Origin of the sequence: Klebsiella sp. MBT K-1 (assembly GCF_002556465.1) — a bacterium.
Taxonomy (GTDB): Bacteria; Pseudomonadota; Gammaproteobacteria; order Enterobacterales; family Enterobacteriaceae; genus Klebsiella; species Klebsiella grimontii.
In genome coordinates, this window is record NZ_PDEL01000012.1 from 45847 (window position 1) to 62653 (window position 16807).

A 16807-nucleotide genomic window follows, 5' to 3' on the forward strand; every position below is an offset into this window, starting at 1 on the left:
GCAGTGTCGCAGGAGAAAACTAAACCCCGGCTAAATGACCCGCTGGAGAATCACATGGCGACGACTACGCTTAAACGGGATGGAAACTTTAACTCACAGGTCGAACGTGCCACAATAACGGCCTCTCGGCTTTTACTCATTTCGAATCAGGATATTAGCTGCCCATGAAGGGTAAATATAAAGCCGCCATCGCGCTATTATTAGCCCTCGTGCTGCTACCGCTGGCTTTGCTATTGACGCTCACCCACTGGGTGCCCACGCTGGCAGGTATCTGGCTACCTACGGGAACCCGAATCTCCCTCAATGAAAGCCCGCGCCTGACGCGCTCTGCGCTGCGCATTCCGGATCTCCGCTACCTGGTCGGCGACTGCGAAATCGCGCGCGTCACCGATGCCTCGCTTTCGCGTCCCAGCCGGTGGCGTTTACATATCGCCGAGCTGGATATTAACAGCGCCTGTCTGAACAAGCTGCCGGAAAGCGAAGCCGCGCCGGGGGCGCCGAAAACCCTCGCCGAATGGCAATCAATGCTCCCTTATAGCTGGCTGACGATTGACAACCTGCGCCTGTCGCCGTGGGACAAATGGCAGGGGCGGCTGGTGATGTCGCTCACGCCGCAGCAGCAGGATATCGGCTATGCCGGGAAAGAGGTCACCTTCCAGGCGCGACTGCGCGGCCAGGCGCTGACGGTCAGCGGCTTCTCCGCGCGTCTGGTGGAAGACCAGGCGCCGGTGAAGCTGGTGGGCGAGTTTCAGATGCCGCTGGTGCCGGACGGCTTGCCGGTCGATGGCCACCTGTTCAGCACCTTTGAATTTCCACAAACTCCCGGCCTGGTCGATGCCGAACTGGAGTGGCAAGAGAACCGCGGGCAACTGCTGGTCACGCCGCGCGGTGAGGTGGAGCCGATGCTTGACCTGCCGTGGGAAATCGCTCCGGATCGTATCACCATCAGCGATGGCCGCTGGCACACCGAATACGCGGGCAACGCGTTGAGCGGCCGCGTCGCGCTTTCGCTGGGCAACTGGCAGCAGGGCACCGAGCAGATGCAGGTCAGCGGGCGTCTTAACGTGCTCACTCAGGGCCAGGCCGGGAGGGGCAACGCCGTGCTGAATATCGGCCCCGGCAAGCTGAGCATGGACAGCAGCCACATGCCGCTACAGCTGACCGGCGAGGCCAAGCTCGGCGATCTGATTTTTTACGCCAAACTGCCCGCGCAGCTGAGCGGGCCGCTTACCGCGCCGGTGCTCAACTTTCACCCCGGCGCGCTGCTGCGTTCGCGCGGGCGGGTCATCGATTCGTTGAATATCGATGAAATCCGCTGGCCGCTGGCGGGCGTCAAAGTGACGGAGCAGGGCGTTGATGGCCGCCTGCAGGCTATTTTACGCGCCCATGAACAGGAGATGGGCGATTTTACCCTGCATCTTGACGGCCAGGCCGACAACTTTATGCCCGACCATGGCCGCTGGCAGTGGCGCTACTGGGGCGAGGGCCATTTCACCCCAATGCAGGCGCGCTGGGATGTGAAAGGCGCGGGCGAATGGGCCGACAGCACCATCGTGCTCAACAGCCTGTCGACCGGGTTCGATAAGCTGCAGTACGGTTCCATGCTGGTGAGCGCGCCGCGTCTGACCCTGGAAAAACCGATCCACTGGCTGCGCGATGAGCAGCATCCCAAACTGACCGGCGCGCTATCGCTGGATGCCGGGAAAACCACCTTCAGCGGCGGCAGCGAACTGCCGCCGTCGACGCTGAAATTTAATATCGACGGCCGCGATCCGACCTGGTTCCAGTTCAACGGCTCCCTGCATGCACAAAAAATTGGCCCCGTGCGCGTTACCGGGCGCTGGGACGGCGAACGTCTGCGCGGCGAGGCATGGTGGCCAAAACAGTCGCTGACCGTTTTCCAGCCGCTGTTGCCGCCGGAGTGGAAGATGAACCTGCGTGAGGGAACGCTTTACGCGCAGGTGGCATTCTCCGCCGCAGCCGGGCAGGGCTTCGAGGCGGGCGGTCACGGTGTGCTCAAGGGCGGCAGCGCCTGGATGCCGGATAACCAGATCAACGGCGTCGATTTTGTGCTGCCGTTCCGCTTTAGCGACGGCACCTGGCAGCTTGGCACTCGCCATCCGGTATCGTTGCGCATTGGGGAAGTCGTCAACCAGTTCACCGCGCGCAATCTGACGGCGGATCTCCAGGGCGCCTGGCCCTGGAGTGACGACGCGCCTTTACAGTTGAGCAACGTCAGCGTCGATATTCTCGGCGGCAAGCTGACCATGCAGCAGTTGAGGATGCCGCAGCATGACCCGGCGCTGCTGCGTCTGCAAAACATCTCCAGCAGCGAATTAGTGAGCGCGATTAAAGTGAAGCAGTTCGCCGTCTCTGGCCCGTTTAACGGCGCGCTGCCGCTGTGGCTGGATAACGATAAATGGATTATCAAAGACGGCTGGTTCAGCAATCCGGGGCCGATGACGATGCGCCTCGATAAAGACACCGCGGACGCGTTGGTGGCCGACAACGTCTCCGCCGGGGCGGCCATTAACTGGCTGCGCTATATGGAGGTGGCCAGATCGTGGACGCGGATCAACCTCGATAACCTCGGCGTACTGACGCTGAAGGCAACGATTAGCGGCACCAGCCGGGTAGAGGGCAAAAGTAATACGGTGCACTTAAACTACTCCCATGAAGAGAATATTTTTGACCTGTGGCGCAGCTTGCGTTTCGGCGACAATTTGCAGGCGTGGCTGGAGCAGAACGCCAGGCTGCCCGCGCCGCGCTGTCAGGACAGTCATACCTGTAAGGAACAACAATAATGATCAAACTATTCGCCGCTTTTCTGGCCACCGCGCTGCTGGCGGGCTGTACGCCGCGTATTGAAATCGCGGCATCGAAAGAGCCGATCACCATCAATATGAATGTCAAAATTGAGCATGAAATTCATATCAAGCTGGATAAAGACGTTGAGAATCTGCTCAAATCGCGTAGCGATCTGTTCTGAGGCGATGATGAGAATACGACTGATAACCATGACGCTGGCGCTGGTGCTGTTCAGCGCTCAGGCGCTGGCCCTGACCCTCAATGAAGCTCGCCAGCAGGGGCGGGTCGGCGAAACCCTCAATGGCTATCTTGAACCGCTGCGTCAGGATAAGGAAACCCTTGAACTGGTGAAGCAGATCAACGCCGCCCGCAGCGACAGCTATCAACAACTGGCGGATGACAATAATCTACCGGTGGATCAGGTGGCGAAAATGGCCGGGCAGAAGCTGGTCGCCAGGGCGCAGCCGGGCGAGTACGTGAAGGGCCTTAACGGCAAATGGCTGAAAAAATAGCTATCGGCAGCGCTTGCGATACTCTCCCGGCGAGACGCCGAAACGCTGCTTAAAGGCGGTGGAGAAATGGCTATGATCGCTGAACCCCCAGCTGTAGCCAATCCCCGCGAGCTTTTCATCATCATGGGCGCTTTGCAGCGCGCGGGCGCACAAATCGAGCCGACGATTCTTAATATATTGCGCCACCACCAGCCCTTTTTCAGCAAACAGCCGGTAAAGACTGCGCACCGACATGCCGGTTTCGCTGGCCAGCCACTCCGGGCGCAGATGTTCCGCCTGAATCGACTCATCTATTAACGCCATGATTTTCTGAAACTGCTTATCGCGCCGGGACGGCTGGGCTTCCTGATGATGCAGCATCGGACGCAGCAGGCAGACGATGGCCTCCAGCGCCGCTTTGCTTTCGCTGGCCGAGAGTTCAGGGCTGTTCATGCTTTCATGTAGCAGGCGCTGGCTGAGCTGGACCATCGGCAGGCTTTTCGCCAGCCGCGTAGCGATGCTGATTTCACTGCCGCGCAGCTGCTGCTCCAGCAGCGATCTTGGCAGCAGCAGGGAGGCCTGGCGCGAGGTTTGCTGCCAGATAATCGAGCATGGACGAGACGCATCAATCAGGGTGATATCGCCGCTCTCCAGCATCGCCTGGCGGCCATCCTGCTCGATCGTCGCCTGGCCCGCGAGCTGGAAGACGGTATAAAACCAGGCGTCATTATCGCGCTGGATCTCTTGTCGGGTACGGTAGAGGTTGATGCCGCGGGCGGTCACCGTGCTGACTTTCAGGTCGCCGGCATAGCTGGCGTCGATCTCACCGTGGAAATGATCATCCAGCGGACGGGCGGCGAACTGCCCACAGACCTGATTGATTTTTGCTAACCAATGCTGGTAATTCTGCCCACGATTTGCCGTATTCATCGCGCATCCTTTGTAATAATAATGTTTTTGCATTGTTGCATTTATGATGCTGGAGGCAAGGGCAGAAGGCGGAGTATATGAAAGAACTATTACCTGCTGCACATTTTCTGTCCGCGTCATCGACTTAATTGCGGCGGCTGTCACAGCGGCAAAAACGAATGTCACAGAGAAAAAAGCGTGAATCGCGACCACGGCATAGACTGATACCACTATCCGCGAACAATAAGGAAGGGGTATGTCCACATCACAGGTCGCGCTACTCGCCAGCGTGCAGCAGTTTTTAGACAGACAGCATGGTTTGTACCTCGACGGTACGCAGCAGGCGGCAGAGAGTGAACAGCGTTTAACCGTCTGGAACCCGGCCACCGGTCAGGCTATCGCCAGCACCGCAGACGCTAACGCCGCGGATGTCGATCGGGCGGTAATGTCCGCCTGGCGCGCTTTCGTTTCCCGCAGCTGGGCAGGGCGGACCCCCGCCGATCGCGAACGGATCCTGCTGCGCTTCGCCGATCTGGTGGAGCAGCACGGCGAGGAGCTGGCGCAGCTGGAGACCCTTGAACAGGGGAAATCGATTAACATTTCCCGCGCCTTTGAAGTGGGCTGCACCCTGAACTGGATGCGCTATACCGCCGGGCTGACCACCAAAATCAGCGGCAGCACCCTGGACGTATCGATTCCCTTCCCGCCGGGCGCGCGCTATCAGGCGTGGACCAAAAAGGAGCCGGTGGGCGTTGTGGCCGGGATCGTGCCGTGGAACTTCCCGCTGATGATCGGCATGTGGAAAGTGATGCCCGCGCTGGCGGCTGGCTGTTCAATCGTCATTAAGCCGTCGGAGACCACCCCGCTGACCCTGCTGCGGGTGGCGGAACTGGCAACCGAGGCGGGCGTGCCGGACGGCGTCTTTAACGTAGTGACCGGCAGCGGGGCCGGATGCGGCGCGGCGCTGACCTCGCATCCGCTGGTCGCCAAGGTGAGCTTTACCGGATCGACCGCTACCGGTAAACAGATTGCCCGCGTGGCCGCCGATCGCCTGACCCGGGTCACGCTGGAGCTGGGCGGCAAGAACCCGGCTATCGTGCTGAAAGATGCCGATCCGCAGTGGGTGATTGAGGGCTTAATGACCGGCAGCTTCCTGAATCAAGGGCAGGTGTGCGCCGCCAGTTCGCGAATTTATATCGAAGCGCCGCTGTTCGATACGCTAGTGAGCGGCTTTGAGCAGGCGGTGAAGTCGCTACAGGTCGGACCCGGAATGCTCGAGAGCAGCCAGATTAACCCGGTGGTGTCGCAGGCGCACTGCGCCAAAGTGGCCGCCTATCTTGATGAAGCCCGTCAGCAGAAGGCTGAGCTAATAAGCGGTCACGCGGGGCCGGATGCGCAGGGCTACTATATTGCCCCGACGCTGGTGATTAACCCCGACGCCGGGCTGCGCCTGTGCCGGGAAGAGGTGTTCGGCCCGGTGGTGAATCTGGTACGCGTGGCCGATGGCGAAGAGGCGCTGCTCCTGGCCAACGACAGCGATTTTGGCCTGACCGCCAGCGTCTGGACCCGCGATTTGACTCAGGCGCTGAGCTACACCGACCGCCTGCAGGCGGGGACGGTGTGGGTCAACAGCCATACGCTGATTGATGCCAACCTGCCGTTTGGCGGCATGAAGCAGTCCGGTACCGGCCGCGATTTCGGCCCCGACTGGCTGGACGACTGGTGCGAAACGAAGTCGGTTTGCGTGCGTTACTAGCCGCCTGTTCCCCGGCGGCGGCTGATGCCTTACCGGGCTACAAGCTGCTCGGCGCCTTGAATCCTGCACGACCCCGCAGGCCCGGTAAGGCGCCAGCCGCCACCGGGCGTTTTTCTCCGGGAGTAAGCCGTCAGTCCAGCAATGACGGGTCGGCGTCGATCATCATCTGCTTCATCTCTTCAAAATGCTGGCGTGAAAAGTCGGCGATCCCCTCCCAATCCTGCGCGGTTTTCTCCGCTACCGCAGCGGAGAGCACCTTCAGCGGCTGCCCCGTTGACCAGGCGGTCACCAGAATCTGACAGGCGCGCTCCAGGGTCCAGATATCGTCGAAAGCCTCGCCAATCGACGGCGCGGTCACCAGCACCCCGTGATTGCCCATCAGCAGCCGGCGCTTATCGGCCAGCAGCGCCGCCAGACGCGCGCCTTCCGCCGTGGTATCCGCCATACCGCCGTATAACGTATCGACGGCCAGCCGATTAAAATAGCGCGCCGTATTCTGATCGATCGGCGGGATATGCGGCGTCTCGAGGCAAGCGACGCTGGTGGTATACACCGGATGCAGGTGCAGCACCACCCGCACCCCCGGCAGGCGCTGGTGGATTTGCCCGTGAATCGCCCACGCCGTGGCGTCGACGTCAGATCGCCGGGCGCAGGCTTCATCATCGGCGTCCAGCAGCAGCAGGTCGCTGGCGCGGAGGCGCGAAAAGTGTTTCCATTTCGGGTTCAGCAGGAATTTTTTGCCGTCCGCCGAGAGGGCCGCGCTAAAGTGGTTGGCCACCGCCTCGTGCATTCCGAGATGGGCGATGATACGAAAGGTCGCCGCCAGGTCGATGCGGGTCTGTTCTTCATAAGACCGGGCCATGTCGTTACTCCGCCTTCGGCATCAGGGTTTGCAGGTCCTCCGGCGTCGGCGCCTGGAAGTTATATTTCTTCAGCAGCGCGGCGTATTCCGGCGTCGCGCTGTATTTCTTCAGCCCTTCCTCCAGCGCGGTTTTCACTTCGCTATTGCCTTTTTTCACCCCAAAGCCGTTGAGCACCGGATAAATCAAGGTTTCGGAAGAGATCGTCACCCGATCGCCAAGCTTATAAATCACGCCGCGCGCCACCGCCGCATCGGTGATTTGCGCCTCAACCGCCCGCGACAGCAGCGCCTGGGTGGTTTGCGGGTCGGTGGTATATTCGCTAAGCGCTATCGGCTTCAGGCCCTTTTTCACGCAGTAGTCGGCGGAGAGCTTTTGCAGCTGCGCCAGCCATGAGGTCGCGCCCATAGAGCCAATTTTATGACCGCAAAACTCTTCCGGCGTTTTCGGCTGATAGTCGCTGCCTTTCAGCGCGAGGATCGCTTCGCCGCTTTTCAGGTAGGGCACCATATCGATAACCTTCAAACGCTCGGCGGTGATGTACATCGAAGAGTTGGTGATATCGAAGCGTCCGCCCTGCAGACCCGGAATCAAATTCGGAAACCGGGTATCAATATTCACCGCCTCGCGGCCCATGGTTTTCGCCAGCCCGGCAAGAAACTCGATATCGAACCCGGCGGGCTTGTTGTTTTCCATATATTCATACGGGAAAAAGGTCATATCCGAACCGGCGGTGATTTTCCCCGGCTGCTGGAAGGCCAGGGCGCTAAAGGACGACAGGGCGCCGGCGGCGCAAAGGAGCAGGACAGCAGGGCGCAAAGCATTAATACGTTTCATAGAACCTCCAAAGAGTGGGCAAATTACATGCTGGCGCGATCGGTACCGGCCTGCTGGACGAAAAAGGATGCGCCGCGCGGTTTTTGCGGCAGACGTAAATGATTAACGGTACTACGCACCAGGCCGCTCTCTTCGCCGGCAACCATCTGCCCGGCGTGAAGGCTGGGCAGCGGATTTTCGCCGAACGGCAGGGCATCTTCCGCTGCGTAGACGCTGATAAACAGCGTGCGCGGGAGGTCGGTTTCATTAGGGCTGGAGGCGTGAAGCAGGCGGGTATGCATAAAGCACACCGAACCCGCCGGGCCGAAACAGGCCTGCGGCTGCTGGCAGTGGGCTTCTTCGACCTGCGGGTCCACGGCGCCGGTAAAACGCGCGTTTTGCCAGTGGGACCACAGCGGCCCCTGGTGGCTTCCCGGGACCACGTTGAGCGGACCGTTTTCCGGCGTCACTTCGCTAACCATCAGCAGGGCGGTGATAATGTCGTCGTTGCTGTGGGGGGTGAACAGAAAATCCTGATGCCATTTCACCTGCGTAGCGGTGTGCGGCAGCTTGGAGTTGATTTTGCTGTGATGAAAACGGGTCCCGCTGCCGCCGATGAGCTGGCCGGCAATCGCCGCCATCCGCGAATCAAGGGCGGCGCGGCGGTAGGCGGCGGAAATCTCGGTGGGCGAACTCACCCGGCGCAGCGAGGGGTGATGCGGCGTGTGATCGCTTTCGAGGTCGAAGCGCGGACGGCCGTCCAGGGTTTCGCCCCACGCCTCGCTATGCTGGCGGCTCTCTTCGACCCAGGCGTCGAAATCGGTCTGCAGCAGAGCCACCTCCTCGGCGGAGAGCACCTCTTCAACGACCAGAAAACCCTGCTGATGAAACTGTTCGATTTGCCACTGCGCGATCATATTTTTCTCCTTTCGGGAACGGAGGCGTTAAGCCAAAGAGACATCTTTCAGGAAGGCGTCCACGCGCGGATGCTGGCCGTCGCGCATTGCCTGAGGCGTGTCGTCGCAGACCACGCGTCCTTTTTCCATAAACACAATTCGGTCGGAAACCTTAAAGGCGAAGTTCATCTCATGGGTGACGATCACCATGGTGATACCTTCATGGGCCAGCGATTCGATAACCTGCAGAACCTCGTTAACCTTTTCCGGATCCAGCGCCGAGGTGGGTTCATCGAACAGCATAATTTGTGGGCGCATCATCAGGGCGCGGGCAATCGCTACCCGCTGCTGCTGGCCGCCGGAAAGCTGATGCGGATATTTCCACGCGTGTTCCAGCATCCCGACTTTATGCAGCAGTTCGCAGGCGTGCTGCTTAAGCTCGCCTTCGCTGGCGAGATGGTGATAGCGAGGCGCCAGCAGCAGGTTGCCGAGCACAGTCAGGTGGGGAAACAGGTTGAAGCTCTGGAAGACCATGCCGATATTCTGGCGATGCTCGCTGTTCTCCATAAAACGCGGCTTCTGCTGCCCCTGGCGGTCGAGGTGAATAAATGGCTGGCCGTTGATTTTGATCTCACCGTTATCGATCTGCTCAAGGCCGTTCAGCAGGCGGATCAGCGTGGTCTTACCGGAGCCGGATGGGCCAATGACGGAGACGACTTCGCCGGGCTGAATTTGCAGGCTGACCGCGCCCAGCACTTCGACATTGTTATAGGCTTTATGCAGCTTAGACGCCTGCAGCGCCGGCTCCTGCGCGACGCTAACGCTGCGGGCCATTGCCGGACGTCGCGCCGTGGCCATTTGCTGCATTTCTTCATCCACCGGACGCGTGGTTTTACGTTGCGTGACGTCGAGCCAGGTCTCGAGGCGCTTAAGCAGGAAATCAAACACCGTGACGATCAGGATGTAGTAAAACGCCACCGCCGCCATGGTCTCCATGACGAGGAAATTCTGCGAATAGAGGCGCTGGCCGACCATTAAGATCTCGGTCAGGGAGATAACCGACACCAGCGAGCTGAGCTTGACGATGGCGATATACTCATTGGCCAGCGCCGGTAGGGCGACGCGCAGCGCCTGCGGGATCACCACGCGCCACTGGGTACCGGCATAGCGCAACCCGAGCGCGCGGGCGGCTTCGCTCTGTCCTTTCGGAATCGACAGCAGCCCGCCGCGATGAATTTCAGCAATATAGGCGGCTTCGCTCAGCACCATCGCCAGCAGCCCGGCCCAGAACGGGTCGTTCAGCACCGGCGCGAAGGAGGGCAGCGCCTGCGGCATGTTGTAGACAAAAATCAGCAGCACCAGCAGCGGCATGCTGCGAAACAGCCAGATATAGAGGCGGGCAGGCGCGTTAAACAGCTTGCGCGGCGACTGTTTGGCCAGCGCCAGAATAAATCCCAGCACAATGCTGAAAGCCCAGGTCAGCAAACTTAATTTGATGACGGTCCAGGTGGCCTGCCAGAAATCGACATCGCTGAGCAGGCTTAACATATAGTTCCAGTTAAACGTCATGGGCTATTTCACTCGCCATAATTAACGGAAATTAAGGCGATTCCCCTGTTCTAAAATGGGGAGCCGCCGGCGTTCATCTTGCCCTGACACTATGCTGGCACTGTTCGACCGGTGGCAATTAGTAAATTTTTGGTCTTTAAGTTTAAAAAAACTATACAGCTATATTAACCCCAAGGAATTTAACGCAATTAATGAGAAACAGCATTGAAACAACTTAAAAACAATCGCCGTTATTTTTAAACCTGATTTTTGGCACAACGGTAATTTGTGCAATATTGGGGCGTGCCGCGGGCAAATAAGGTGCAGGGCGTTGCTTTATGGTGCAAAACGCGAAATCAGGCAAAAAAGAGGGCGGGTAATTAAATAGAGGCGGCGGTTATTTGCCGACGATATACAGCGCAAACGGTATGGCACGATGCTTGCAGGCTGCTTATTGTAAAACTAAGCCCGTTCGCAATAAGACAATATTTTATCAATGGTGACGCGATGAACCGATTTACCCTCAAACAGCTTAAGTATTTCGTGACGGTGGTGGAAACGGAGAGTATCGCCGAGGCTTCCCGCCAGCTGCATATTGCCCAACCGTCGATCTCCATTGCCATCAAAAACCTGGAAAGCACCTTCGACCAGCAGCTGTTTATTCGCCACCACGCGCAGGGTGTATCCCTGACCTCAAGCGGACGGCGCTTCTACGATAAAGCTAAAGAGCTGCTGCGGCTGTCGTACGAGTTTGAGCAGAACTCGCGGGCGGATAAAGAGCTGGTATCCGGGACGATTTCCGTCGGCTGCTTTGAATCCGTGGCGCCGCTGTATATGCCAAAACTGGTGGCGGGATTTAAAAAAATGTATCCCGAAATCACTCTCCAGCTCTACGACGGCGAACAACATGAGCTGATGCACGGCCTGCATCGCGGGCGTTTCGATCTGGCGCTGGTCTACGATCTGGAACTGGGTCATTCCATTCATAAAGAGCTGCTGAACGCTCCGCACAAGCCCTATGCTTTACTGCCTGCCTCTCATCCGCTGGCGCAGAAAAAAAGCGTCACGCTGCAAGAGTTAAGTCGTGAGCCGATGATTTTGCTCGATGCGGTTCCCAGCAAAAACTATTTTGTCTCAATATTTAAAGAGAAAGGTTATCACCCGGAAGTGGCCTACAGTTCACCCTCTATTGAAATGGTGCGCTGTATGGTCGGGCAGGGATTAGGCTTTTCGGTCCTCGTGACTCGTCCGCTATGCGATATGACCTATGACGGTGAAAAGCTGGTGCAGCTGGATATTGCCGACGAGATGCCCGCGTCGACATTAATTATGGCGCACCTTGCCAATAATGAACCCACGCGTCCGACGCAGCTGTTTATGGATTATTGCCGCAGCATAGAATTAACGCCCCATCAGCACGCGTAATGTAATTAACGCGGCCGCAAGCGTTATTTTCCCGCTGCGTTATCCAGCCTCGTAAATTTCTATTCAGACGATCGTTTTATAATAATTTACCATTTCATCACACTTACTTAACCTGAGTTCTGTCAATCCCGGCGGATAAGCCGGACAACCGTGCTTGAAGGACACAGACATGACAGAGCAGATTACAGAGATCGATACCCTGGTGGTGGGCGCGGGGCAGGCGGGCGTCGCGATGAGCGAGCATCTGACGCATCACGGCATTCCCCACCTGGTGCTGGAAAAAAAGCGCATCGCTGAGGCCTGGCGCAGCGGCCGCTGGGATTCGCTGGTGGCCAACGGCCCGGCCTGGCACGATCGGTTTCCCGGCATGACCTTTCCCGGCTGCGACGCCGACAGCTTTGTCGCCAAAGAGCAGATTGCCGACTACTTCGCCGCGTATGCCAAAACCTTTAATGCACCGATCAAAACCGGCGTTGAGGTCTTTAGCGCAGAGCGCTTAAACGGCCGTCCGGGGTTTCGCGTGGAAACCTCGCTGGGCGTGATTGAGGCGCAGCGTATTGTCGCCGCCACCGGGCCGTTCCAGCGCCCGGTGATACCGGCCATCGCGCCGCAGGATAGCGCAGTGGAGCAAATCCATTCCGCGCACTATTTCAACCCGCAGCAGCTTGCGGAAGGCGGCGTGCTGGTGGTTGGTGCGGGATCGTCCGGCGTACAAATCGCCGAAGAACTCCGCCGGGCGGGGCGCGCGGTGTGGCTCTCCGTCGGCGCCCACGATCGCCCGCCGCGCCGCTACCGCCAGCGCGATTTTTGCTGGTGGCTGGGGGTATTAGGCTTGTGGGACGCGGCGGCCAACCAGCCCGGTAAAGAGCACGTGACGATTGCGGTTAGCGGCGCGCGCGGCGGTCATACCGTTGACTTTCGCCAGCTGGCGCACCAGGGGATTACCCTGGTCGGGCAAACGCACGGCTTTACCGAGGGTAAGGCGGTGTTTCGCGACGATCTGGCGGACAACATTCGTCTCGGCGACGCTTCCTATCTGGCGCTGCTCGACGCTGCGGATGAGTACATTGCCCGCAACGGACTGATCCTGCCGGAAGAGCCGGAAGCGCGCTTCTTCCTGCCTGACCCCGATTGCCTGACCCAGCCGCTCCCCGAACTCGACCTGGCAAAAGCGGGCGTGCGCAACATTATCTGGGCCACCGGCTACACCACCGATTACCGCTGGCTGAAGGTTAACGCCTTTAATGAACAGCAGCGCCCGCAGCATCATCGCGGCGTTTCCAGCGAACCGGGCGTCTATTTCCTTGGCCTGCCTTGGCTCTCCCGCCGTGGCTCAACCTTTATCTGGGGCGTCTGGCACGATGCGAAATATATTGCCGATCAGATTGCCATTCAGCGCCAGTATCAACGCTACCAACCTTCCTGCTAACGCCTGATTTGAGGACGCGACCTATGCCAACCCATACCCGTATTCGGATGTTTAACACCAAAGAAACCTATCCCAATCAGACGCTCAATAACGATCTGTGCCAGGCGGTGCGCGCGGGAAATACCGTGTACGTTCGCGGCCAGGTGGGTACCGATTTTGACGGTAATTTGATCGGCCTGGGCGACCCGCGCGCCCAGGCGGAACAGGCGATGAAGAACGTTAAACAGCTGCTGGAAGAGGCCGGCAGCGATCTGACGCATATCGTGAAAACGACGACCTATCTGATCGACCCGCGCTACCGCGAACCGGTGTACCAGGAAGTGGGGAAATGGCTCAAAGGCGTGTTTCCCATTTCGACCGGCGTGGTGGTGTCGGCCCTCGCGCAGCCGCAGTGGCTGATGGAAATTGACGTCACGGCGGTGATCCCTGACGACTGGCATGCGCAGGAGGCACCATGACCCTTTCAATTTCCGCCCTGTGCCCGGAGTCGGGTCAACTGGGCATTGCGATTAGCTCATCCAGCATTGCGGTCGGCGCCCGCTGCCCGTGGCTGCTGGCGGGCGTTGGCGCGGTGTCCAGCCAGAACATCACGCTGCCCGCGCTCGGACCGCAGATCCTTGCCGGGCTTGAGGCGGGGCTCACGCCGCAGCAGGCCCTGACGCAGGCGCTGGGCGAAGACCGGTTTAGCGATTATCGCCAGGTGGCGGTCATCGACGCCAGCGGCGAGAGCGCCGTGTTCAGCGGCGAACATACGCTCGGCATCGGGCGAGTGGCGCAGGGTGAGAACTGCGTGGCGGCGGGGAATATGCTGGCCAGCCCGCAGGTGATTACCGCCATGACGACGGCGTTCGAAGCCGCCACCGGCGAACTGGCCAGCCGCCTGATTGCGGCTCTGCAGGCGGGCATCGATGCGGGCGGCGAAGCCGGGCCGGAGCACTCGGCGGCGCTGAAAGTGGTGGAGGATTACGCCTGGCCGGTGGTGGATTTACGCGTCGACTGGGCTGAGGATCGCCCGGTAGCGGCGCTGGAAGCGCTGTGGCTGGCCTATGAACCGCAGATGGAAGCGTACATCACCCGCGCGCTGGACCCGCGCGAAGCGCCGACCTACGGAGTGCCGGGCGATGAGTAACCGCCTGCGTGAGATCCTCGGGCAGCTGCTGGCGTTTGATACCACCAGCCGCGAGTCGAATCTGGCGCTGATTGCCTGGATCGGCGACTTTCTGCGCGCGCGCGGCGTGACGTCGCAGCTGTTTTATGACGACGAAGGGCGCAAGGCGAACCTCTATGCCCGCCTTGGGCCATCCGGCCCCGGCGGGGTGATGCTCTCCGGTCATACTGACGTGGTGCCGGTGGATGGCCAGGCGTGGACGGTGCCGCCGTTCGCCCTTACCGAACGCGACGGGCGCTACTACGGTCGCGGCAGCGCGGATATGAAAGGATTTATCGCCTGCGTGCTGGCGTCGCTGGAGGCGTTTCTGGCTGCGCCGCTGCGGATGCCGCTGCATCTGGCATTCTCTTATGATGAGGAAGTTGGCTGTCTGGGCGTGCGCAGCCTGGTGGATTTTCTCCGCGCCTCCGCCGAGAAACCGGCGCTGTGTATTATCGGCGAGCCGACCGATATGCGCCCAGTCTATGGGCATAAAGGCAAGCTCGCGGTGCGCTGTCGCGTGGAAGGCCACGCCTGCCATTCGGCCTACGCCCCGCAAGGGGTTAACGCGATTAGCTACGCGGCGAAGCTGATTTACCGGCTGGATGCGCTGGGCGAAAGCTTTTCGCAGCACCTGGACCGCCGGTTCTCGCCGCCGTCAGGCACGCTGCAGGTGGGGACGATCCGCGGCGGCGAGGCGCTGAATATCGTTCCGCAATCCTGCTGGTTCGACTTTGAAATTCGCTATTTACCCGGTACCCGTCCGCAGGTGGTCACCGACGCCCTGGGCGATTATGCCCGCGAGCAGCTGCTTCCGGCGATGCGCAAGGTGGCGCAGTGCAGCGACATTCATTTCCAGACGCTGAGCCACTATCCAGGTCTGCTGAGCGACCCGCAGTCAGCGTTCGCCCGCTGGCTGGCGCAGTGGTGCGGCAGCGATGATTTCACCACCGTCGCCTACGGCACCGAAGGCGGCCTGTTTGACGAGGCGGGCGTCGCGACGCTTATCTGCGGGCCGGGCAGCATGGCGCAGGGCCATAGGGCGGACGAATATATCAGCATCCCACAGACGGAACGCTGTCTGGCCATGCTGGATAACCTTTGCGCCTGGATGCGCGCCGATCCCTCCGATTCACTTCGCTGATTTATCAACACAGGATGGCGACTATGCAAAACCCGAATTCCTCGCTTATTGATCAACAGACCGTCGACCGCTGGCAGACCGACGGCGTCGTGCTACTCAAAGGCGTGTTCACGCCGTGGATAGACAGCCTGTCGCGCGGCGTCGCCGCGCTGATGGCGAACCCCAGCGAATATGGCCATGCGCGAACGGTAATCCCGGAAGACGGTTCGGCGCCGTTTTTTCAGGACTATTGCAACTGGCAACGAATCCCGGAATTTCGCGATTTCGTTTTTCAGTCGCCGGCGGCGGAGATCGCCGCGGTGCTGATGGGGTCGCAGACGGCGAAGTTTTTCCACGAGCACACGCTGGTGAAACAGCCCGGCGGCAGTACGGTGACGCCATGGCACCACGATCAGCCCTATTACTGCGTGGAAGGGCGGCAGAACGTGAGCCTGTGGATCCCGCTCGATCCGGTAGCGGAGGAGATTTCGCTGCGCTGCATTCGCGGTTCCCATCGCTGGGACGATGAGTTCAGCCCAACGCGGTTTAACGGTTCAAAGCTCTATTCCCACTCGCGTTTTAAAGAGCTGCCGGATATCGATGCCCATCAGGAGGATTACGATATCGTTAGCTGGGCGCTGGAACCGGGCGATGCAGTCGCTTTTCATTTCCGCACGCTGCATGGCGCCAGGGGTAATTCAAGCACCCGCGCGCGGCGGGTATTTTCCGCCCGTTGGGTAGGGGATGATGCGACATTCGCCGACCGCGGCGGCGTGACCTCGCCGCCGTTTCCGGGGCTTAAGCTTCGCGACGGAGAGCCGCTTGTCGCCGATGAGTTTCCGCTGGTCTGGCCGCGGTAGCGGGCCCAGACCACGTTGCGGATAGCGGTTTTCACTCACTGACCGAGGGGATTGAAGCCCATTCCCTCTTTTATTTTTTCAACATTCGCTCTGGGTGTCAGTTTTTCTATTAAAGTCACTGCCAGATTGAGAGCGGTCGCCGCTATGTTGATATACAGTTTATGACGTCAGCCGATAGTGCGACTGCACCAGTCCCGAAGGAAAGCTACGGCTTGATAACAGAGTCAAATCGATATCCCTGGTCAGGGAACCGAACAGCGGTTTTCCCGAACCGAGCAGGACAGGAACGGTAGTGATAATCATATCGGCGACCAGCCCTTCGCGCAGGAACGACTGTATTACCTGCCCGCCATCCAGATAGACGCGATGCGCGTTCTGTACCGTCAGGTCAGCAAGCACTTCCCCTGGCGTGCGGCTTGAGAACTGCACTTTGTCCTTCAACGCCTCGGGCACGGCGGTCGCGGTTAGCTGTCGGGAGAGAACCAGCACGGGGCGATCGTAAGGCCACTGGTCAAAGGTCAGCGCCTTCTCATAGCTGCCCCGACCCATAACGATCCAATCTTTGTCCGCGATGAATGCGGCATAGCCGTGATCTTCTGTCGGGTCATCGCGCTGCAACAGCCAGTCGATATCGTCATCCTGTCGGGCGATATAACCATCAAGACTGACCGCGATAAAAACATGTGTGGTGACCATCAAGTGCTCCGTATACAGCTTGTATTTATGCCGTTGAGTTTAG

At 59.5% G+C, this 16807-nt stretch carries 16 protein-coding genes; 10 read left to right on the forward strand and 6 right to left on the reverse strand.

What is annotated here, in order from left to right; genetic code table 11:
* Nucleotides 1-164: 164 nt before the first annotated feature.
* From CMQ96_RS18615 to CMQ96_RS18625, 3 genes are read left to right on the forward strand one after another with little or no spacing between them, the layout of a single operon-like run.
* A complete protein-coding gene (locus CMQ96_RS18615) occupies nt 165-2804 on the forward strand; it encodes a YdbH family protein (protein WP_098067136.1) in 2640 nt (879 codons plus the stop codon).
* A complete protein-coding gene (locus CMQ96_RS18620; RefSeq protein ID WP_004121063.1) occupies nt 2804-2989 on the forward strand; it encodes a YnbE family lipoprotein in 186 nt (61 codons plus the stop codon). Before CMQ96_RS18615 ends, CMQ96_RS18620 begins: the two co-directional genes overlap by 1 nt.
* A gap of 7 nt (nt 2990-2996) precedes the next feature.
* The gene (locus CMQ96_RS18625) at nt 2997-3320 is read left to right on the forward strand and encodes a YdbL family protein (RefSeq protein WP_098067137.1); all 324 of its coding nucleotides are present in this window, start codon (nt 2997-2999) and stop codon (nt 3318-3320) included.
* Here the strand turns inward: CMQ96_RS18625 and feaR are convergent, their stop codons facing one another.
* Nucleotides 3321-4229 carry a transcriptional regulator FeaR gene (gene feaR / locus CMQ96_RS18630; RefSeq protein WP_024358350.1) on the reverse strand — a complete coding sequence of 303 codons (909 nt, stop codon included), beginning with the start codon at nt 4227-4229 and terminating at the stop codon, nt 3321-3323. It abuts the gene before it with no gap.
* Nucleotides 4230-4464: 235 nt separating this feature from the next.
* Here feaR and CMQ96_RS18635 point away from each other — a divergent pair, with 235 nt between their 5' ends.
* Nucleotides 4465-5964 carry an aldehyde dehydrogenase family protein gene (locus tag CMQ96_RS18635; RefSeq protein ID WP_098067138.1) on the forward strand — a complete coding sequence of 500 codons (1500 nt, stop codon included), beginning with the start codon at nt 4465-4467 and terminating at the stop codon, nt 5962-5964.
* Nucleotides 5965-6094: 130 nt separating this feature from the next.
* Here the strand turns inward: CMQ96_RS18635 and CMQ96_RS18640 are convergent, their stop codons facing one another.
* From CMQ96_RS18640 to CMQ96_RS18655, 4 genes are read right to left on the reverse strand one after another with little or no spacing between them, the layout of a single operon-like run.
* A complete protein-coding gene (locus CMQ96_RS18640) occupies nt 6095-6826 on the reverse strand; it encodes a class II aldolase and adducin N-terminal domain-containing protein (protein WP_049086817.1) in 732 nt (243 codons plus the stop codon).
* Nucleotides 6827-6830: 4 nt separating this feature from the next.
* Nucleotides 6831-7661 carry an ABC transporter substrate-binding protein gene (locus tag CMQ96_RS18645; RefSeq protein WP_098067139.1) on the reverse strand — a complete coding sequence of 277 codons (831 nt, stop codon included), beginning with the start codon at nt 7659-7661 and terminating at the stop codon, nt 6831-6833.
* A 23-nt stretch (nt 7662-7684) separates the two neighbouring features.
* A complete protein-coding gene (locus CMQ96_RS18650) occupies nt 7685-8557 on the reverse strand; it encodes a phytanoyl-CoA dioxygenase family protein (RefSeq protein ID WP_049086819.1) in 873 nt (290 codons plus the stop codon).
* A gap of 27 nt (nt 8558-8584) precedes the next feature.
* Entirely contained in the window at nt 8585-10105 is a 1521-nt protein-coding gene (locus CMQ96_RS18655; protein ID WP_024358339.1) for an amino acid ABC transporter permease/ATP-binding protein, read from the reverse strand.
* 486 nt (nt 10106-10591) lie between these two features.
* Here CMQ96_RS18655 and CMQ96_RS18660 point away from each other — a divergent pair, with 486 nt between their 5' ends.
* The 6 genes from CMQ96_RS18660 to CMQ96_RS18685 all read left to right on the forward strand — a co-directional run bounded on the left by CMQ96_RS18660 (nt 10592) and on the right by CMQ96_RS18685 (nt 16068).
* A complete protein-coding gene (locus tag CMQ96_RS18660; RefSeq protein WP_004139133.1) occupies nt 10592-11509 on the forward strand; it encodes a LysR family transcriptional regulator in 918 nt (305 codons plus the stop codon).
* Between the two features lie 169 nt (nt 11510-11678).
* On the forward strand, nt 11679-12938 hold the full coding sequence (locus tag CMQ96_RS18665) for an NAD(P)/FAD-dependent oxidoreductase (RefSeq protein ID WP_098067140.1): 1260 nt from the start codon (nt 11679-11681) through the stop codon (nt 12936-12938).
* A 23-nt stretch (nt 12939-12961) separates the two neighbouring features.
* Nucleotides 12962-13396 carry a RidA family protein gene (locus CMQ96_RS18670; RefSeq protein WP_004139129.1) on the forward strand — a complete coding sequence of 145 codons (435 nt, stop codon included), beginning with the start codon at nt 12962-12964 and terminating at the stop codon, nt 13394-13396.
* Nucleotides 13393-14067, forward strand: coding sequence for a DUF1028 domain-containing protein (locus CMQ96_RS18675; protein ID WP_049090308.1), 675 nt, complete (start codon nt 13393-13395; stop codon nt 14065-14067). The genes CMQ96_RS18670 and CMQ96_RS18675 overlap by 4 nt, the downstream gene beginning before the upstream one ends.
* Nucleotides 14060-15229 (forward strand): acetylornithine deacetylase, encoded by a 1170-nt coding sequence (argE, locus tag CMQ96_RS18680; RefSeq protein WP_049090309.1) that lies wholly within the window; start codon nt 14060-14062, stop codon nt 15227-15229. Before CMQ96_RS18675 ends, argE begins: the two co-directional genes overlap by 8 nt.
* Nucleotides 15230-15252: 23 nt before the next feature.
* Entirely contained in the window at nt 15253-16068 is an 816-nt protein-coding gene (locus CMQ96_RS18685) for a phytanoyl-CoA dioxygenase family protein (protein ID WP_098067141.1), read from the forward strand.
* A 159-nt stretch (nt 16069-16227) separates the two neighbouring features.
* Here CMQ96_RS18685 and CMQ96_RS18695 read toward each other — a convergent pair whose 3' ends face one another.
* Nucleotides 16228-16764 carry a dihydrofolate reductase family protein gene (locus CMQ96_RS18695; RefSeq protein ID WP_098067142.1) on the reverse strand — a complete coding sequence of 179 codons (537 nt, stop codon included), beginning with the start codon at nt 16762-16764 and terminating at the stop codon, nt 16228-16230.
* Between the last annotated feature and the right edge of the window lie 43 nt (nt 16765-16807).